This is a genomic window from Gardnerella vaginalis 1500E, assembly GCF_000263595.1.
GTDB lineage: Bacteria > Actinomycetota > Actinomycetes > Actinomycetales > Bifidobacteriaceae > Bifidobacterium > Bifidobacterium vaginale_E.
In genome coordinates this window covers 60,079-79,694 of record NZ_ADES01000027.1, presented here as the reverse complement: position 1 = coordinate 79,694, position 19,616 = coordinate 60,079, and the positions used below count along the sequence as shown (strand labels likewise).

Sequence of the window (19,616 nt, the reverse complement as noted above, 5' to 3'; positions counted from 1 at the left end):
AGTTTTTCTAAAAGCACTATCGTTAAAAATAGGTACGCCTATTTGTGTAGATAAAATCTGCACGTTAGTATGTTGGTAATTTACAAAACAAGAATCACGAGGAGGTGCTTATTATGACTAATCCTTTGCGCGGTATACGAGAAGAGGATATTGTTAAGTACTTTAAAGCGCATAATCTTTCAGTTGGCAAAACGTATGTGCTTACTATGAAGTACGACCCTTGGTGGAAAGATTTAATCAAACTATTTTTGTTACCTAAATTATTCTATGTAGCGCAAAGCGTTGTTGCGCGTATTATTGCTGCCACTAATAATGAGTTTATTATTGTTAATCCGAATGTCATTTTAGGCTCGGGTAATCTAGCTAAATTAGACGATAAGTATCTTCGTCGTATTGCGTGGAATCAACTCACTAATTTTGAAGTTATAAGTAAGCCAACAACTCAAATAATTCGTTTTACTGCGAATGGCAAAACCGAAGAATGGAGTGTGCCAACGGAAAGTGCTAGCGTATGGCACTTTAATGTGTACAATCTTGATAATTTGAGAAAAACAATACAATCGCACATCTCTTGATAAGTGGATTCCAAAACAAGATACCATATATTGTATGAACACTACCTACGCAATTGTTGATAATGACACGCTTGTATTGCGATATATGCAACTTCTTCTGAAAAGTCGTTTGCCTGAAAACTTTGTTTGTGCATGGATGTGTTCTTCTGCAAAACAAGCTATTCATCGTTGCGTTACAGAAAATACTCCTGACGTACTTTTAGTAGATATGTCAATGAGAGAAATGAGTGGCGTTGATGTAATTAAGGCAATTCGCGAGCGCAATAGCAATATTGTTTTAATCGGCATTACTTCCTACATGTTAGATGAATACGTATTGCAAGTGGCTAAGTCAGGTGGTCAAGCGCTAGTACATAAAGACAATTTATCAGACGTAGTTGCAGCTATCCAATCGCGCGCAACAAGCTACGGGTGTCCAGAATTGCCACAATATATTGACTATTTTCACACTCCGCAAGAATCATTTAATATGATTTCTCAACTTCCGAAGACTTCAGTTTTGTCTCCTCAAGAATCGGAAATTATGCGCTTGTGCAAACAGGGGTATTCTACGAAAGAGATTGCAGATCAGCTTAATGTGAAAGTTTCAACAGTCAACACGCATTTACGGCGTATTTATGGAAAACTTCACGTCCGAAGTCGAATGCAGGCGCTTGCTGCGCTAGCAAAATATTCGCATGACATATAACGTGTAAGAAATTAACGTGTAAAAGTAGGTAGTTATGAAATTATTAACGCGTATGATCAATTTTTTGCCGCATGATGCTTGGCAGAAAATTGGAATTGGTGCAATCATAAGTTGTACTTTGATTCTTGAAATTTGTTCTTATAATAATCTTCATTACTACTCTAATTGGCATGCAATTACGGTTGAAATAGTATGGATTGTAATCTGCTTATGTATTGCAATCTGGCCTCGTAAAGCATCTTTTATTGTGCTTATTTGGATGCCGTTGGTAATTATTGCGCCAAATATCAACTACTCATCTATGATGCTTACTATATTGATTTGTTTGGCAATTGCTGTAATTACTCAACCTTGGTACACTGTGCTTTCTTCTTGCGGAGTATCTTCATGGTTCTTTATTATCTGCGATTTTCAAAACGCTTATGTGTTAGCGTGGTGGCTTCTTATCACTCTTATTTCTAGCGCAATCGTAAAATACTATATTTCTACTATTCACCAACAGCAGGAACAGTTATTTGCACAGCGTTACAACGTTTTTCAAAAATATGCCACTATTGCAGCAATTCGCATGCACGATGAAGTAACTAATGAGCTTTCCAGTATTATGATGATGGCCCAACAATCTATTGAACCTCAAACAACTCATGACCAAGAGCATGAAAATTCTCGAGAGATTCTTCAATGTGCTACTACAACTATTCATAAAGCACGTAATATTATTTCTCTTCTTGACAATGCTACAACTGCAAGCACTAGCGATGTTATGCAATCTACTACATGTTATAAAGATTTTTGCACAGGCTTACGTGTTTTATTTGACTGTGAACAAAAGTCATTTGAAAAGCTTGGCTATATTGGTTCCATTGACTTGAGTAGTGATTTAACTGCTGAAGATTCTCAATCAATGCGTTTGCCTTTTGAAGAATGTGCTCAAATTGAATATATTTGCAGAGAACTACTTGCGAACGTAAAAAAGCATGCTGCAAAGCCTAAAGAATATGCTATGAATGTAATGCTTAATGACCATGAATGTCATATTACGTGTATAAATAGTGCACAACGCGGTATTCTTTCTAACTTGCAATTAGGATATGGACTGCGTTTTCATAAGATGCTTGCGGAACGAGTTGGCGGAACTTTTAAAGTTATTGAAGATGGAGATTCGTGGATTATTAATGTACACGTTCCACTTCATGTAGAGAAATAGCCATTGTGCAAGAATAAATTATTGTGCTTTTTTGCGCTTTAATCGAGTATTTGGATCTATTTCAATCGAGTATTTGGACGAACCTTTGCGTAGCAAACGCAAATAAGAAGTTAATCTGTGATGCAGAATGCTGTTTCGTTGCTTTTTATACACGTTATCGTGGCAGAAAATGCAAATCTAGCAAAACTGCCACGATAACGCGTGATTTCGGCCGCGCGATATGGTCGTAACTATTGTCTCGTAATCAGTTAAAAAACATTGCCTGTTCATCAACCTCGTCGATGCACAAACAATATTTTTTAAGACAACAAAATTTGGTGAATAATCTAAATTTTGCGGCTAAATCGTTTACTATTTTGCTACGTCAAGAACTACTAGACGTTGTCCGCCATAAGTTCTGGCATCGAGACAAGTTTGAATAAAGTAAGCAGACTTAGGGAATTGGTCAACGTACTCTTTGAATACTTTTAGCAACTTATCCGAGCTTCCGCCACCCTCAAAGTCTTTATAATCCGCCACTTTGTAATCTTTGCCGTTTAATTTAACTGGCATGCCTTTTTGGAGTTTCTTTAATAAGATGCCTGAACTGTTCAAACGGTCAACGACCATATAATGGCCAGTATTAACCTGGAACCAGTCGTCTTGAAGAGTCCAGTGATAGAAAGCATCTTTAACGTAAGCCAACTGATCAGGATAAGCGTCCCAAATAACGCGTTTAGTTTCACCTAGGGCTTCCAAAGTACCTTCTTGTCCCTTTACAAAAGCTTCGGCGATTTTCTTTTTTGAGGCTTTTTTGACTGGTTTTGAATGTTTTTTAGTAGAATGACGGCTTATTTTTGTTGGCACTGGTTTGTTTGCTTTGGAGTTACCGCAGGCTGCTAGCCCAACCAGCGAGCTGAAGAGCACTACAACACAAAGTAATTTTTTATAAGTCATTTTCCCCATAAATGGACTTCTTTCTTCTTCTAGATGCGTCTAACGGATGTTAGTCATCTTTATAAACTTGAACTCCAACTTTAGTGCCTGCTCAGTTCAGTTCAAAAATCTTGGTTTGAACGTGAGTAGGAGTGACGGCACTGCTGATTTTTGCATAAACAAATCAACAAGACCGGTTCCTTTTCACATAGTGTAGCATAAAGGCTGAGTGACCTGTGTTATTTTTTGACTTCTAGCTTTTATATAGGATCTATTTTGCTGCAATAATTAACCTAACTAAATTAAAATTGGTTAGCTAATTAAGATAATTAGCTAACCAATCAGTTAGTTATTCAGTTATTTAGTAAATCAGTCAGTTAGCAAACTGTGAGATTAGAAGTCCCAATCATCGTCGTCAGTTTCAACCGACTTGCCCATAATGTAGCTGGAACCAGAGCCGGAGAAGAAGTCGTGATTTTCGTCGGCTGCAGGAGAAAGAGCTGCGAGAATCTCAGGGCTTACGTGAGTCTCTTCTTCGCTGTACTTAGCAGGGTAGCCAAGGTTCATCAAAGCCTTGTTAGCGTTGTAACGAACGAAGTCAAAAACGTCATCGTGGAAGTCAAATCCTTCATAAATCTGACCAGAATACTCAACTTCCAAATCGTACAAAGTGTCAAGCAAGTTCATAGTGAACTTTTCAAGATTCTTCTTATCGTTTTCGCTTCTAAGCTCCAGACCGCGCTGGAACTTGTAGCCGGAATAATAGCCGTGAATCGCCTTATCGCGCAAAATCAAACGAATCATGTCGGCAGTGTTCATCATCTTTCCGCGAGAAGCAAAGTAAAGCGGAAGGTAGAAGCCTGCGTAAAGAAGAAGTGAAGAAAGCATAGTTGCTGCAATCTTGCGCTTAAGCGGATCTTCGCTCTCATACTCGCAAAGCACAGTGGTAACTCGCTGCTGCAAAACGTCGTTGCCAACAGCCCAACGGTAAGCTTCGTCAATCTCCTCGCTAGAGCAAAGAGTGGAGAAAATAGAGGAGTAGGAGCGAGCGTGAATCGACTGCATAAAAGCAATATTCGTGTAAATAGCCTGCTCGTGCTCAGTGCGAGCGTGCTCAATCTGGCAAAGCTCACCAATAGTTGCCTGACTGGTATCAAGCAAAGTCAATCCTGTAAAAACGCGAGTAGTTGTCTTGCGCTCAAGATCGGTGAGGGAACGCCAAGAAGGAATATCGTTGCTCAGTGGCACTTTTTCTGGAAGCCAGAAGTTAGCGATAAGACGATTCCAAACGTCCAAATCCTTGTCGTCAACAATATTATTCCAATTAACTGGGCGCACACGCGAACCGTGATGGTAGCGGTATTGAGCTGGTGTGATGGAAGCTGCCATCATAGAGTCATCTGCGATTACGCGGTTCGTGCCGAAAGGCTTATCGAGACTACTGCGTAGTGCTGTTGGATCGAGTTCTGTCATAATTACTCCTGATCTTGTGTTTACGTTTTATAAAATTTTTAAGTTTTTGATTTAATTTGCGAAAGATTTACGCTGATAGATTTACGTCGCTGCGATTTTTAGCGCTACGATTTACAGCGTGCAGCTTACGCAACCCTCGATTTCCGTACCTTCCAAAGCTTTTTGGCGAATACGAATGTAGTAAAGAGTTTTAATGCCCTTACGCCACGCGTAAATCTGAGCCTTGTTCAAATCGCGAGTAGTCGTAGTGTCTGGGAAGAACAAAGTAAGCGACAATCCCTGATCCACATGCTGAGTCGCTTCAGCGTAAGTGTCAATAATCGCCTTCCAACCAACTTCGTAAGCATCCTTAAAGTACTGCATATTGTCGTTCGTCATATAAGCGGCAGGGTAGTAGACGCGTCCAACTTTGCCTTCTTTGCGAATCTCAATGCGAGAAGCAATCGGGTGGATCGAACTCGTGGAATGGTTGATGTACGAGATGGAACCAGTTGGAGGGACAGCTTGCAAATACTCGTTGTAAATGCCGTCGCGCAAAATATCGTCGCGCAACTGCTCCCAGTCCGAAACGGTTGGAATCGCAACGTTAAAACGAGCAAACAAATCGCGAACCGCTTGAGTTTTAGGCTCAAGCGAGCGGCTGCCATCAGTGTACTTATCGAAGTAGTTGCCTTTGCCTGCAGGCTTAGCGTAGGCGCTAGTCTTAAAGCTTGCAAAAGCGCGGCCACGCTCCACAGCCAAATCGTGAGAAGCTTTATAAGCGTGGTAAGCAACCGTCATAAAGTACATGTCTGTAAAGTCAAGCGCTTCCTCGCTTCCGTACTGCATGTGTTCGCGAGCAAGGAAACCGTGCAAATTCATTTGACCCAAGCCAATAGCATGGCCTTCTGCGTTGCCGCGACGAATCGAAGGCACGGAATCAATCGAAGTGTGCTCCGAAACAGAAGTGAGCGCGCGCACAGCCAAATCAACGCTTGTGCCTAAGTTTCCATCCATTGCCTTAGCAATATTAAGAGAGCCAAGGTTGCAAGAAATATCGCGGCCAACGTGGCTATAAGACAAGTCTGCATTGTAAGTACTTGCTTCTTGAGTTTGCAAAATCTCGGAGCACAAGTTACTCATAGTAATGCGGCCCTCAATAGGATTCGTGCGATTCACAGTATCCTCAAACAAAATGTAAGGGTAGCCAGATTCAAACTGGATTTCCGCAATCGTCATAAAGAATTCGCGAGCATCAATGTACTTCTTGTGAATGCGAGGATTTGCAACCATCTCATCGTAATGTTCTGTAACAGAAATGTCTGCAAAAGGCTTTCCGTATTCGCGCTCAACGTCGTAAGGGCTAAACAAAGCCATCTTTTCCTTACGCTTAGCAAGTTCGAAAGTAATATCTGGAATCACAACGCCCAAAGAAAGAGACTTAATGCGAATCTTTTCGTCCGCATTCTCACGCTTAGTATCAAGGAATCGCATAATATCTGGGTGATGTGCGCTAATATACACAGCGCCAGCGCCCTGACGAGCGCCAAGCTGATTAGCGTAAGAGAATGAATCTTCCAAAAGTTTCATAACAGGCACAACGCCACTCGACTGATTCTCAATGCGCTTAATAGGAGCGCCGAGCTCGCGCAAATTAGTAAGAAGCAGAGCTACGCCGCCGCCGCGCTTAGAAAGCTGCAAAGCAGAATTAATTCCGCGCGCAATAGACTCCATGTTATCTTCCAAACGCACGAGGAAGCAGCTCACAGCCTCGCCTCGCTGGGCTTTACCAAGATTTAAGAACGTTGGAGTGGCTGGCTGGAATCGCCCTGCAAGCATCTCGTCCAAATAGTTGAGTGCAGCCTTTTCGTCACCATCGGCAAGTTCCAAAGCGACTGCAGCTGCACGCTGAGCGAAGTTTTCCAAATATTGCTTGCCGTCAAAAGTCTTTAAAGCGTAAGAAGTGTAGAACTTAAAAGCGCCCAAGAAAGTGCCAAAAGTGTGGTGAGCGGATTCTGCGTGCTCGTAGAACTTATCTAGAAACTCGTCGCTGTACTTTCCGAACACATTGCCGTTGTAGTAGTAGTTGTCAATCAAATAGTTCAAGCGCTCGCGAGTTGAAGCAAACTTCATGCTGTGTTCTTGCACGTAACCCGAAACGTAAATCTTTTCTGCTTCCTGGTCCTTGTCGAACTGAATGCCTTTTTCTGGATCAAAAAGACCGAGCATAGCGTTAAGAACGTGGTAATCGCGGCTGTTGCGAATGCGTTCTGCTGTGCTGCTAGCAGCTGCGTTTGCAGTTTCGCTGGAGTCAGTGTGATCAAGATTAAGCGAAGTAGATTCGCTCATCGGATCCGTGCTATTCATTTGATTGATTCCTTTCTTCATGCGTTATTTTTGCTTTTCAAACGCTGATTGTTTTTTGATTCTTTTACTTATTTTGATTATTTAGTTTCTTCTGCTTCTTTTAATTGCCTTAAAAATCTAGGTATTCCCTGCGCTACTTTTTCAATATCTTCTTGAGTTCCTGTCAACTCAAACGAATACATATTTGGGATTGCGCACTTTCCTGCAATCTGACCGCCTGCAGCGCAATAAGCGTCTCCAAAATTCGTGTTTCCGGAAGAAATTACTCCGCGAATAAACGAACGATTTTCGCGATTGTTTAGGAATTTGCGTACTTGCATTGGTATTGCTTTTGCAATATTTCCGCCGCCGTAAGTTGGTACGATTAGCACGTACGGTTCGCGCACATTTAATTCCGGGTCTTTTGGTCGAAGCGGTATGCGATACACGTTTACATTGTTGCTAGGAAAATCGCAATTTTGCACGAAGCGTAATGTGTTTTCGGAAACTGATGAAAAGTAGACTACAGCTCCGATTGATTCGCCTTGTGCGCGAGATTCTGGCTCGCTTGGCTGTTGGATTCTTTCTTGTTCACACATTTATCATGCTTCTTTTGCTGTTTCTGAGGAAGTTCCGAGTTTATCCGCAATTTGCGCGATTAAATCTGGGCGGTAACCGCTCCATGATGTGTCTGGCGCAATAACTACAGGTGCTTGACGGTATCCAGCGTTGCGCAATTGATCCAGTGCTTCAGGGCTTTTTGATAAGTCTACAGTTTCGAAGTTCACGCCAAGTTTTGTGAACTGTCGTTTAGTGGCATCACACTGTGGGCAATGAGGTTTTGTAAACACTGTAATTGTCATTTCAATCTCCTCTGGTGATGGGGAATCGTTAGATTCCGCGGTGTTAGCACAAAAGCCAAAAGTCAGCATACTACTCATAATTACTATTTGTAGTGGTGTGTCGATTATTCAAACACTACATATAGTTATTGTTTATATTTACAAAATCCGCGTGTTTGTAAGCGTGTCGTACTTTTTTGGAGATTTTGAGAACGATTTGTTTGTATTAAAAATGTAATTTATATCACAAAATTTACTTAGTGTAACTTGCATTTTTTGCATCGAAAATCTTGTGCATATAGGCCGATAAAATTAAAAAGTGTGTTTCCTGAAGGGGAGTAGCGCAGAAACGAAAATATAACAACAAGATAAGAGGTGTCGTAATGACTCAAGCTCAGGCAAATATTGGCGTTGTTGGCTTGGCTGCAATGGGATCTAATTTAGCGCGAAATCTTGCGCATCACGGAAATACTGTGGCAGTTTATAATCGTCATTATTCGCGAACTGAAACGTTAATGAATGAGCACGGCACTGAGGGTGCTTTCGTTCCAGCTAAAACTGTTGAAGAATTTGTGGCTTCTCTAAAGCGTCCGCGCACGGCGATTATTATGGTAAAAGCTGGTGCTCCTACGGATGCTGTTATTGAAGAGCTTGCAAATGCTATGGAGCCTGGAGATATTATCGTCGATGGCGGAAACTCTTATTTTGAAGACACGATTCGCAGAGAGCGCAGCATTCGTGCGCGTGGTCTTCATTACGTTGGTTGCGGTGTTTCCGGTGGCGAAGAAGGTGCTTTGCGCGGCCCTTCAATGATGCCTGGTGGCACTGAGGAATCTTGGGAGACTCTTGGGCCTATTTTGAAGTCTATTGCGGCTGTTGCAGAAGGTGAGCCTTGCGTAACGCATATTGGCACCGACGGTGCTGGTCATTTTGTGAAGATGGTTCACAACGGTATTGAGTACTCAGATATGCAGCTTATTGCCGAAAGCTACGATTTAATGCTTCGCGGCTTGGGTATGAAGTCTGATGAAATTGCGGACGTATTTAGCGAGTGGAATAAGGGCGAGCTTGATTCTTATTTGATTGAGATTACGGCTGATGTGCTTCGCCAAAAGGATGCTAAGACTGGTAAGCCTTTGGTTGAGATGATGGTGGACCATGCTGGCATGAAGGGCACTGGTACTTGGACTGTACAGTCTGCGCTTTCTCTAGGAATACCAGTTACGGGTATTGCCGAAGCTGTGTTTGCTCGCGGACTTTCAAGCCAAGTTGCTTTGCGTGAAGCTGCCGAAAGCCAGGGTTTGACTGGGCCAGATATGCATTTTGATTTGAATGATGCTGAGCGTAAGGCGTTTATTGAGGATATTCGCCAAGCTTTATACGCTTCTAAGATTGTTTCTTACGCTCAGGGCTTCGATGAGATTGCGGCTGCTGCAATTGAGCATGATTGGAAGATTAACCAGGCTGCTGTTGCTCGCATTTGGCGAGGCGGATGCATTATTCGCGCTCAGTTCTTGAACCGCGTTTCCGAGGCTTTTGAGTCTGGTGAAGCAAGCGTTTCTTTGCTTTTTGCACCGTACTTTAAGGATGCTATTGAAAAGTCTCAAGCTGCTTGGCGTCGTGTTATTGCGCGTGCAGTTGAGCATGGAGTGCCTGTTCCAGCATTCTCTAGCTTGCTTGCGTACTACGATGGATTGCGTTCCAAGCGTTTGCCAGCTTCGCTTATTCAGGCTCAGCGCGATTTCTTCGGCGCGCACACTTACGGTCGCATCGATGAGTCTGGCGTATTCCACACTTTGTGGGCGGATCCTAATCGTCCGGAAGTAAAGCAAGATTAAATCAAATAATATTTATAACTAACAGGCCTCTGCATAACAATGCAAAGGCCTGTATGTTATTCTGCTCTTTGTAATATATTTTATTGCCGAATTTTATTAATTTTTCTAAATCGGTTGTTTCCCTTGGAATTTCAACGATTTTGCATTCGTTTTCGCAAATGCGCCATGTTTTTAGGAGTTGATTTTCCCAAATGCGCCGCTCTGCTATGTTTATTCAACTTTTAGTTGGCTGAATATTATGCAGATTATTGAATTGCAGCTTGCAGTGTTTCCGCTGTTGTCATCCAAGCGATTTCGTCGGTGCCGTTTGCAAAAGACGCAGGATATTCAGGATTATTAGCTCCCGAAAGTGTATTCATTAAAGCAGCTCCCTTTTCTGCTCCGGCAGTCAAGAACCAAGTGCGACGACTGTGAGCCAGCACGGGAACTGTAAGCGACAATCGCATTGGCGGAAGTTTAGGGGAGTGATTTACTCCAACAACAATGCGCTCGCGATTATTAACTTGTGGCAATCCTGGGAAAAGCGAAGCCATATGTGCGTCCGTGCCCATGCCAAGAATTGCTAAATCAAACACCGGTTCTGGTCCAAGTAATCCTATAATTTCTTCCTCATAGTCGTGTGCTGCCGCATCTAAAATAGCGTCATTTTCAGCGTCGCTGGCTTTTGCAATTTCCTCTGCGTTGCGCTCATCTGCAGGCATCTCGTGAATATGAGATTCTGCCAAAGCTTTGTTAGAAGTAAGTAAGTTAAGCAAAGCTTCGCGAGTTTTACGTGCGTTGCGATCCTCGCTATCGTAAGCTACGAAACGCTCATCTGCCCACCAAATATGCACTAAATTCCAATTAATCGCTGGCAAAAGTGGGTTGCTAGCAAGCATTTGGAACATGCGTATTGAATCCGTGCCGCCAGTAAGAAGTAAATGGAATGGTTTGTTTAGATTTTGCACATTATTTTGTGACTCCATAATAAACGTTACTAAGCGTTGAGCTGCGACGGCTGAGAGTACATCGGGATTATTGTAGACGTAGATGTTTGCGTTGTGTGCAAAAGTAACTTCATTATCTGTCATGTCATTCCTTTTATGCAATTAAAAATGTTTCACACGCTGTTTCACAAGTTGTTTCACGCGTTGTGTATTTTTATAGACTTAATTGTTTTCTTCAGGATTATCTCTCACCAGCTGTGCGTAAATTTCGTCCGGATCAATTCGTCGCAATTCCTCACTTAAGCAATCATCCAAAGTGCGAATAGGAAGCGCAATAGGTTGAGCGGTCTGATAGGGAAGGCTAATTAAAGCCTGATCTCCTCCAGCAGGGCGAGTAAGAGACAAAGTGCCATCCTCACGCTCTAAAGTTACGGAAGTAATAGCTTTAGCATCAGGATTCTCAACTATTTCTACAGGCACGCGCAAGCTACTCTTAAGCCAAGATGCAAGTAAATGCAGAGAAACGTAGTGAGTAGGGCCAGTAACTTTTGCGCTAGTAATTGGCAAATGCGGAGGTTGATCGAGCATAGAAGCCAAAAGTGCACGCCATGGAGTAAGACGCGTCCAAGATAAGTCTGCATCTTGCGGAGACCAGTTTTTGCGCAAGTTTTGAACAGTTTTAAGAGTGTCGTCTGCGCGCTGAGCATCAGTAATTCTGCTACTAGCCATAGCTCCAAGCAAATCGTGAGCAGGGTCTTCCGGAGCGTTCGTTGGCCACCAGGCTACAATCGGCGCATCTGGCACAAGTAGTGGAATAACAAGCGTATCCGGATGACGAACCAAACCGTTATGCGGATACAAAATAATAATCTCGCCAGCTCCAGCATCAGCACCAAAACGCACTTGAGCGTCAAGATTTGGCACAATTTCTCCGCGCTCAGCAGCATGCTCGCTAGACCAGTCGCGAACCATAGCAATAACGCGGCAAGGATGCTCGCGGCTCGCAGCATTAGCAGCTTCAAGAGCATGTTCTAATTCTTGAAGATCTGTGTCGATTAAAAGAGTAAGCACGCGCCCAGTTGCGGATTCTCCACGCTCTTCGTGCAATTCGTCGATTTTTTGCGAAATTTTACTGGTATTAGTATCAGGAAGGTTGATAATCATGGCAGCCTCCAATGGCGATTATTACGAGCAAGCATGTAGTCTGCTTCCTTAGGTCCCCAAGTTCCAGCGCGATACGGCTGTGGCTGTGTGCCAAGTGAACTCCAGAATTCCTCAATAGGGTCGAGAATCTTCCAGCTCAAATCTACTTCTTCAGTAGTTGGGAACAGTGGAGGCTCGCCAAGAAGAACGTCAAGAATCAGACGTTCATAAGCTTCAGGCGAACTTTCAGTAAACGAACGTCCGTAACTAAAGTCCATAGAAACGTCGCGGACTTCCATAGCAGTTCCGCCAGGAACTTTCGCTCCAAAACGCATAGTAACGCCCTCATCCGGCTGCACGCGAATAACAATAGCATTGCTACCAAGCTCTCGAACAGCAGTTGATTCAAACGGCAAGTGCGGAGCGCGCTTAAAAATCACAGCAATTTCCGTAACGCGCTTGCCTAAACGTTTTCCAGTGCGCAAATAGAATGGGACTCCAGCCCAGCGGCGAGTGTCAACGTCTAGTCGCACAGCAGCATACGTTTCAGTAGTGCTTTTAGGGTCGATTCCTTGTTCTTCCAAGTAACCAACTGCTTTGTAAGATCCTTGCCAGCCTGCTGCGTACTGTCCTCGAGCAGTATTTGCGGCCAAATCGTGAGGCAAACGAACTGCAGATAAAACCTTCGTTTTTTCTGCAGTCAAATCGCTAGCGCGGAAACTTACAGGTTCTTCCATAGCAGTCAGTGCCATAAGTTGAAGCAAGTGGTTTTGAATCACATCGCGCGCAGCACCAATTCCGTCGTAGTAGCCGGCACGTCCGCCAATACCAATGTCTTCAGCCATCGTAATTTGCACGTGATCAACATAATTTGCGTTCCAAATCGGCTCGTACATTGCGTTAGCAAAACGGAAAGCCAGCAAATTTTGCACGGTTTCCTTACCTAAGTAATGGTCGATTCTAAATACGGAATTAGGATCAAAAACTTCTGAAACGACGCGGTCTAATTCGCGAGCGCTCGCTAAATCATGCCCGAAAGGCTTTTCAATAATTACGCGACGCCACGCGTGCTCGGAAGAGTGAGAAAGTCCAGACGCTGCCAACTGTTGAGCAACAATAGGGAAGCTTGAAGGAGGAATAGACATGTAAAATGCGTGGTTTCCGCGCGTGCCGCGATCTCTATCTAATTCGTTTACTGTTTTGCTTAAACGTTCAAACGCAGACGCGTCGTCAAAAGTGCCGCGCACAAAGCGTATTCCTTTTGCAAGATTAATCCAAGTTGACTCACGAAATGGTGTGCGGCAGTGTTGCTCAATATTTTCGCGCACAAAGTTTACGAAATGCTCGTCCGTCCAGTCTCTTCTCGCAAAACCAGTTAAACCAAATCCTGGTGGTAAAAGCCCTCGATTAGCCAAGTCGTATACGGCTGGCATAAGTTTTTTGCGTGCTAAATCGCCAGTAATACCAAAAATTACTAAACTGCACGGGCCGGCAATGCGAGCCAAACGTAAATCTCTAGGATCTCGTAATGGGTTCGTCCACGCAGCCGCATCATCAGCAGTGTGTTGCGTGTTAAAAGGAATCCTCAACTCAGTCATACATACTATCGTAATATTTCGCTGCTATTTTTCCTACACGAGTCGTTATTTTCATTGCGATTCGTTATAGGATTTGCTTGTATCGCGCGCAAAATACTCGTAGTTATGCCAAAATTTATTTTATTGATAAATCAGGCTCCGCATAGCGCGAGTCGAATCATTTTTGCGTATTTTGGACCGCCAACTGGGGTTAAATGCACGCCATCGTCAGTCAAATATTCCGAGTGACCATTACTCAAACCATACCAGTCAATAATGCCAACATTAGGATGAGTTTGAGCAAACTTACGCAGGCGGTCGTTGGTAACGTCTTGCCATGGCTGTGGAACTCTAGTTGTAACGAAATAAACAGGCTTACCCTTAGCAACATCTACCATGTGCTGCAGAACGCTGTCGTCGTGAGGCGGGCCGTTTGTTCCTAGCGCGTAAATAACAACATCCCCAGCATGTTTGTTCGAAATATCTTGAGCGTATTCGTCAGCTCCGTGGAAAATCTGCCTGCTTACTTTTCCGTCAATATAAGCATTAGGCATTACTTGTAGCAAGTATGGTTTTGCGCCTTCGGTAATAGAGTCGCCTACCATAGTTAAGTTTACTGAGCAAGTGTTGTGCTTTTTATCAATACGAGTGTGTGATGCGGAAAGATTTTGCGGAACTTTTTCTGCAATTGGGAAAAGCACAGGATATTTTGATGGTTTTGGCGGAATCGCTTGTTTTACTACGGTCTTGTGCAATCCTTTTGTTTTCTTATTTGAAGCGGATGCGTTTGCCTTCTTATTAGTTTTTGTTTTTTCTGCTTCAACATTTTTAGAAGCATTTACAGTTAGTTCTGGTCGAATTTGTATTGCGCGTTGCTGTGCAATGCTATTCCAATTCAACGGCAAAGCAATTAAGAAAATAGTTATTACGCAAACTATTGCTAATGCTACGAAATGTGCCAATTTTTGCAGATGTTTTTCTGTTTGTTTTTCAAATAGTTGATAGAAACATTCTGCTACTGCAACAATTACTACAGCTTGAAAAATCTGCTCTTCCCAAGAAACAGTTGTTGTTCTTGTGGCAGGATTGCACAATTCCAAAATTGGGAAGTGTACTAAATAAATAGCAAATGCGCGCTTTCCAAGATAAGACAACGGCGCAAATGCGAAAATTTTTGAGCAAATATTATCAGTTTGAGTGCAAGACCACAGTATTAGCGCACAGATTGCTGCTGTTAAAGTGTATCCGCCAAAAGTAAATGCTGAGGATGTGCCGTCTGCATAAACAAAGCACAAAATCAGAACTATTGTTGTAACAATACCTATTAAGGATCTTTGCCACGCGTGCAAAGGTTTGCAAAACACTGTTTTTGGGGCGGTAAATACGTTATCTGGAAGTTCGCGTATTTCAGATTTAGAAGAATCTTCTAAATCTGTATTCTTGTAGTTATCTTGCAATAATTCAGCATTATCAGATAAATCAATTTGTAATCCAGCTCGCAAATCTTCTGGAATACTATTTTCAGCAGGAGATTTTGCAGCATTCTCTTCAGCATAAGTCTTGTTTGAAGAAGAGCTAGTAATAAAAGATTTCGGCAATTTTGTGGAAATCTTAACTATTGCATGCTTATTGCCACGAATCCAATAAAATGCGCGAATAATCCAAGCATGTAATGAATGTTTGGTAAACCAAGCCCCATACATTGCCAGCATTGCGCCTAGCAGGAATTCCGATGCCCTTGTGTCAAGAGAATAATAGACGCGAGCTGGAGTAGTGTAATTGCCAAACATGTAGGCAAAAGTAAATGTAAGTATTGTAGAAAGTATTGCCAATCCTGCAGTAATATACATGCGAGTAATTGCGCGTTTAACAAGCTTTACGAGGGCTGTAAGAATAAGCGGCCACACAACGAATGCTTGCATGATTAAGCCAAGATACCATAAGTGTTTAATTGGGGAAGGCAATCCTGTTTGCTCAAAGTACGATAGTTTGCGCGCAACGTACATTATGTTGCTAAAGAAGCCAGCTCCAGAAAAAGCATCCGCTTGTAATTTTGGAAGTAGACTTGGCGAAAAAATCCACATTATTGGTGCGCTAACTCCAATAATTCCAAGTGTTGGCGGCCAAATTCGCTTTAAGCGATGCCAAATATAATTAAAGTAGCAAGTGATTAATCTTTTAAATTCGCCAGTTTTTGTTTTACTTTTCTCAATGCTGTTTGCATTGCTACTTGTATTTCCGTTTGTTTTGGCGCTTGTACTGCTGCTAGTTTCGGCACTTTTTTGAGAGTCTAAATAGCGAAGTATGGAATGTGTACAAAAGTATCCAGCTAAAACTAAAAATAGCGTTACTCCTAAAAATCCTCCAGAAAGTACGATTGGACGCATATGGAAGCAAACAATTCCAATAATTGCTAAAGCGCGCAATCCATCTATTGCAGGATTTCTTTTAGATTCAACCTGATTTTTTACTTCACTAACAGTATTAGTTGATTTAGCGCTTTCATTTGCAAGCTTTTTATTTACGAGTGTTTTACTAGCATTATTTGCTGCCTCAGCTTCCTTTTGGCGGAAGTTTTTATTGGCCAGTGAAACAGTGGGAGTATTCACGCGTTTCTTTTTTGTCATCTTGCCTGCGCTTCGTCAACCATGCTTTTGTATGTGCACATATTATGTGTAAAACAGAGCCATAATAACTGTGTCTTTCGACACTTTTGAACCTCAAAGCGTGTTTTGAAATAATGCTTTCTTTAGTGCGCGCTAAAGTGAAATATAACAGTTGTGTCAATTGTTATTAAAGATAATAAAGGAGCCAAAATGGCAGAAACTTTTAACGTTGTGGTAGAAATCCCACGTGGTTCTAAGAACAAGTATGAAGTGGATCACGAAACCGGTCGTGTTTTCTTGGATCGTACCCTTTTCACAGCAATGGGTTACCCAGATGATTACGGATACATTGAAGGAACTTTGGGCGAAGATGGCGATCCGCTTGATGCTCTTGTTATGATTCCAAACTCCGTATTCCCAGGATGCGTTGTTGAGTGCCGCGCTGTTGGCTTGTATCACATGGTTGATGAAGCTGGCGGAGACGATAAGGTTTTGTGCGTTCCAGCAGACGTTCGTTTCGACGACATTAAGGATGTTGATGATGTGAACGAGTATCACAAGGCAGAAATTAAGCACTTCTTCGAGCAGTACAAGGCTTTGGAACCAGGTAAGGAAGTTCTTCCTGGTGACTTCTGGGCTGGTGTAGATCAAGCTGAGAAGGAAATCGTCGCGGCTCGCAAGCGTCTGGAAGAAAGCGAAAAATAAGTTTCGCTTTTTGAATAAAAAAATTCCCCTGTGAGTTCATGGAAAAAATAGTTAAAAAAATAAACTCACAAGGGAAACCTATAATGCATTTTCATGCAACCACTAGCATACCAAGTCCTGCAATATAAATCAACATTCCTGAAAACATTATTGGAAGTAACGAAATAGCAATGTTGTTAGTCACGTTATTTTCGTAGTAGTTTTTGCAATTATTTCTAACCCACAAATACGATAGTCCGGAAAGCAAAATTACCATCAATATGCATAGTGCAGCAACAAATATTCCGCCTTCTGTGTTGCGCAAAGATGGCATAAATCTAATAATAGAAGGCAAAAACATCCAGCCGGGAAGAGCTGCACAAGCAATACTTGCTGTTAGAGTGTGAGAAAGGTTTCTAACTAAATTTGTGCGGTTTTCGCGTAACATTTGTCTTAAGAAAGTTATGAATGTTGCTGCTACAAGAATTAGCGCAAATGACACAGACCAGCGTTCATAAGGTCGTATTGCTGCAATGAATTTACTCATTGAAACAGTTTCATTGTCAATAATAACGCTTTGTGGAAGCCAGCCTTTTAGCGCAAGAGTTGCGCACCATGCTGAAGCTATGCAGGATAGTAAAGCAATAGCTCGATCAATAACATTTCCGTGCAGCGGCCAAAAAGTAAGGAAAGCTAAAAGTATAAGCGCGCAAACAACAAGAGTTATTTTTGCTGTTGCTATTGGTAGTGCAGATGCTCCTGCAATTAGCATCACAACAAAAATCTGGCTTGCAATCATTGCTAGAAAATTAGTGTGAGGAATATGTGCTTGTTTTTGAGTGCTAGTACAAGAAGTAGCATCGTTCTGCACTTGTTTATTGCAGATATGTGTTTCGTCGCTCATAGCACTCCTATTTAAGGTAAATATTCGCTCTTATGAATAGTAATATATGTATAAACTTGCTACATATTACTTATTTCTTATTACTAATGTAGCTTACAACCTGCACTTATTTTTTGCGATTGTTGATTACACAGAACTTTTGGATTGCTGTATTGTTGACGCAACTTTATGCGAAATAAATTAAAGGTAAGTCGATATTTTTCGTAGCATGGTTTACAATTCCTGTAAAGGCTTGTATTTGGCATTACATTATTTGTTGGCTGGAGGCATCACATGACCGATATTACGTTGATGACTTCGTGCGCTTCTCCGGCAACTGTTTTGCCTTCTCTGGCACTGCTTTCTCATAGAGTGCGCGTCCTTTCGTTAGATTCTGCAAGTTTATCTAAACTTCCTGCGCAAACAGTTCTTCTAATTGATGCTCGTGAAGATTTGGCTTTGGTTAAATCTTTATGCGCTATTTTGCGTGCTGAAAATATTACAGTTCCAGTCGTATTAGTTCTTACAGAAGGTGGATTTACTGTAGTAAATTCCTCGTGGAATATTAATGACGTTGTTCTTACAAGCGCTTCCCCTGCGGAAGTAGAAGGAAGATTGCGCTTAGCTTCTCAGCGTATTGCAAGTAATGGGTCGTTCGTTCAATCTCATGATTCTCAAATTAATGATTCTGCTGTTGATGATGGAACAATGCGCTCAGGTGATCTTGTTGTTGATATGCGCAGTTATACAGTGAGTTTGCATGGCCGTCCTGTTGATTTAGCTTATAAAGAATTTGAATTGCTAAAGTATTTTGTGCAGAATCCTAGGAGAGTGTTTACTAGAGCACATTTGCTTCAGGAAGTTTGGGGATACGACTACTACGGTGGCACTCGAACAGTTGACGTTCATATTCGACGTCTTCGCGCTAAGCTTGGTGTTGAGTACGAGCATTTAATTGGTACGGTAAGAAATGTTGGGTATCGTTTTGATCCGTCTGAGGCGGAAGAAAATAGCGATGTGAATGAAGATGCTCCCAACGATTCAAATGGTGAATTAACTTCTGATTCCAGTGCTTCGGACAGTGTCTCTAAAAATTTACAAGATACTGTATCTAATGCAGATGTTTCTTCAACGAACTTATAAAGTTGTAGTATGAAAGAATCAAAACAGGAAAAACTTGCGCGTATGCACGAAGAGTATGCGCTTCTTTGCAAGGAAATACCTGATCCTAAATGTGCGCTTAATTTTTCTAATCCTTTTGAGCTGCTTATTGCTACTGTTTTAAGCGCTCAAACAACCGATAAGCGAGTTAACTCTGTAACTCCGGAACTTTTTGATACTTTTCCAGATTCACGTTCGCTTTCTGCGGCTTCAGTTAAGCAAGTCGAATCTATTATTAAACCTCTTGGATTTTATCGAGTAAAAGCTCAGCATATTATTGCGCTGTCTGTGCGTTTGGAAAGCGATTTTCATGGCGTAGTCCCCTCAAGAATGGAAGATTTAACATCTTTGCCTGGAGTTGGTCGTAAAACGGCTAATGTTGTTAGAGGGAATGCTTTTGGATTGCCTGGTTTTCCTGTAGATACTCACGTAATACGCGTCACAGGCCGTTTAGGTTGGCGTAGAGATTGCAATAAGCCTAAAAAGTATGCAAATCCAGAATCTATTGAGAAGGAAATAACATCTTATTTTGACCCTGCAGATTGGACTAATCTTTCTCACCGTCTTATTTTGCACGGCAGAAAAATATGCACTGCTCGCAATCCCAGATGCGCTTCATGCCCTCTAAAAACAACATGTCCTTCGTCTAATATATTCGTTTAATGCAATTGTGTGTTGTTCTACATTCAGTTGTTGATATAAACTATGAACTATGTCAAGAACAGGCAAATACGCATATCGTACTTACAGATCATCTCATAGTCGTTCTAGTG

At 42.1% G+C, this 19,616-nt stretch carries 17 protein-coding genes; 7 read left to right on the top strand and 10 right to left on the bottom strand.

All coding sequences use genetic code 11. The features are described 5' to 3' along the window. Positions 1-113 precede the first annotated feature (113 nt). From CGSMWGV1500E_RS00120 to CGSMWGV1500E_RS00130, 3 genes are read left to right on the top strand one after another with little or no spacing between them, the layout of a single operon-like run. Entirely contained in the window at positions 114-575 is a 462-nt protein-coding gene (locus CGSMWGV1500E_RS00120) for a hypothetical protein (RefSeq protein ID WP_004129675.1), read from the top strand. 34 nt (positions 576-609) lie between these two features. Beyond that, positions 610-1,263: a response regulator transcription factor gene (locus CGSMWGV1500E_RS00125; protein ID WP_004129674.1), complete on the top strand. Its 654-nt coding sequence runs from the start codon at positions 610-612 to the stop codon at positions 1,261-1,263. 34 nt (positions 1,264-1,297) lie between these two features. Continuing rightward, positions 1,298-2,470 (top strand): hypothetical protein, encoded by a 1,173-nt coding sequence (locus CGSMWGV1500E_RS00130; RefSeq protein WP_004129661.1) that lies wholly within the window; start codon positions 1,298-1,300, stop codon positions 2,468-2,470. Positions 2,471-2,821: 351 nt separating this feature from the next. On the opposite strand, the gene CGSMWGV1500E_RS00135 is transcribed toward CGSMWGV1500E_RS00130, so the two are convergent. The 5 genes from CGSMWGV1500E_RS00135 to nrdH form a co-directional block, all read right to left on the bottom strand. Continuing rightward, a complete protein-coding gene (locus CGSMWGV1500E_RS00135; RefSeq protein ID WP_004129658.1) occupies positions 2,822-3,415 on the bottom strand; it encodes a hypothetical protein in 594 nt (197 codons plus the stop codon). Between the two features lie 363 nt (positions 3,416-3,778). Further along, positions 3,779-4,858 (bottom strand): class 1b ribonucleoside-diphosphate reductase subunit beta, encoded by a 1,080-nt coding sequence (nrdF, locus tag CGSMWGV1500E_RS00140; RefSeq protein WP_004129655.1) that lies wholly within the window; start codon positions 4,856-4,858, stop codon positions 3,779-3,781. A 111-nt stretch (positions 4,859-4,969) separates the two neighbouring features. Next, on the bottom strand, positions 4,970-7,204 hold the full coding sequence (gene nrdE / locus CGSMWGV1500E_RS00145; protein ID WP_155114891.1) for a class 1b ribonucleoside-diphosphate reductase subunit alpha: 2,235 nt from the start codon (positions 7,202-7,204) through the stop codon (positions 4,970-4,972). Between the two features lie 77 nt (positions 7,205-7,281). Beyond that, complete coding sequence (gene nrdI / locus CGSMWGV1500E_RS00150; RefSeq protein ID WP_004129651.1) at positions 7,282-7,782, bottom strand: class Ib ribonucleoside-diphosphate reductase assembly flavoprotein NrdI; 501 nt, start codon at positions 7,780-7,782, stop codon at positions 7,282-7,284. A gap of 3 nt (positions 7,783-7,785) precedes the next feature. Next, positions 7,786-8,046, bottom strand: coding sequence for a glutaredoxin-like protein NrdH (gene nrdH, locus CGSMWGV1500E_RS00155; protein WP_004129649.1), 261 nt, complete (start codon positions 8,044-8,046; stop codon positions 7,786-7,788). Positions 8,047-8,408: 362 nt separating this feature from the next. On the opposite strand from nrdH, the gene gndA reads away from it, so the two are divergent. Further along, a complete protein-coding gene (gndA, locus tag CGSMWGV1500E_RS00160) occupies positions 8,409-9,863 on the top strand; it encodes an NADP-dependent phosphogluconate dehydrogenase (protein WP_004129648.1) in 1,455 nt (484 codons plus the stop codon). A 245-nt stretch (positions 9,864-10,108) separates the two neighbouring features. Here gndA and pgl read toward each other — a convergent pair whose 3' ends face one another. The 4 genes from pgl to CGSMWGV1500E_RS00180 form a co-directional block, all read right to left on the bottom strand. After that, positions 10,109-10,933, bottom strand: a complete 825-nt coding sequence (pgl, locus tag CGSMWGV1500E_RS00165) for a 6-phosphogluconolactonase (RefSeq protein ID WP_004129646.1) — start codon at positions 10,931-10,933, stop codon at positions 10,109-10,111. Positions 10,934-11,011: 78 nt separating this feature from the next. Further along, positions 11,012-11,953, bottom strand: coding sequence for a glucose-6-phosphate dehydrogenase assembly protein OpcA (locus tag CGSMWGV1500E_RS00170; RefSeq protein WP_004129644.1), 942 nt, complete (start codon positions 11,951-11,953; stop codon positions 11,012-11,014). Further along, positions 11,950-13,530 carry a glucose-6-phosphate dehydrogenase gene (gene zwf / locus CGSMWGV1500E_RS00175; protein WP_004129642.1) on the bottom strand — a complete coding sequence of 527 codons (1,581 nt, stop codon included), beginning with the start codon at positions 13,528-13,530 and terminating at the stop codon, positions 11,950-11,952. Before zwf ends, CGSMWGV1500E_RS00170 begins: the two co-directional genes overlap by 4 nt. Positions 13,531-13,661: 131 nt before the next feature. Beyond that, positions 13,662-16,136: an acyltransferase family protein gene (locus CGSMWGV1500E_RS00180; protein WP_004129640.1), complete on the bottom strand. Its 2,475-nt coding sequence runs from the start codon at positions 16,134-16,136 to the stop codon at positions 13,662-13,664. Between the two features lie 189 nt (positions 16,137-16,325). On the opposite strand from CGSMWGV1500E_RS00180, the gene CGSMWGV1500E_RS00185 reads away from it, so the two are divergent. Then, positions 16,326-16,820, top strand: coding sequence for an inorganic diphosphatase (locus tag CGSMWGV1500E_RS00185; RefSeq protein ID WP_004129639.1), 495 nt, complete (start codon positions 16,326-16,328; stop codon positions 16,818-16,820). A gap of 91 nt (positions 16,821-16,911) precedes the next feature. Here the strand turns inward: CGSMWGV1500E_RS00185 and CGSMWGV1500E_RS00190 are convergent, their stop codons facing one another. Then, the gene (locus CGSMWGV1500E_RS00190) at positions 16,912-17,703 is read right to left on the bottom strand and encodes a hypothetical protein (RefSeq protein WP_004129637.1); all 792 of its coding nucleotides are present in this window, start codon (positions 17,701-17,703) and stop codon (positions 16,912-16,914) included. A gap of 273 nt (positions 17,704-17,976) precedes the next feature. Between CGSMWGV1500E_RS00190 and CGSMWGV1500E_RS00195 the strand changes: the two genes are divergently transcribed. Then, the gene (locus CGSMWGV1500E_RS00195) at positions 17,977-18,825 is read left to right on the top strand and encodes a winged helix-turn-helix transcriptional regulator (protein WP_004129634.1); all 849 of its coding nucleotides are present in this window, start codon (positions 17,977-17,979) and stop codon (positions 18,823-18,825) included. A 9-nt stretch (positions 18,826-18,834) separates the two neighbouring features. Continuing rightward, positions 18,835-19,506: an endonuclease III gene (gene nth / locus CGSMWGV1500E_RS00200; protein WP_004129633.1), complete on the top strand. Its 672-nt coding sequence runs from the start codon at positions 18,835-18,837 to the stop codon at positions 19,504-19,506. Positions 19,507-19,616 lie beyond the last annotated feature (110 nt).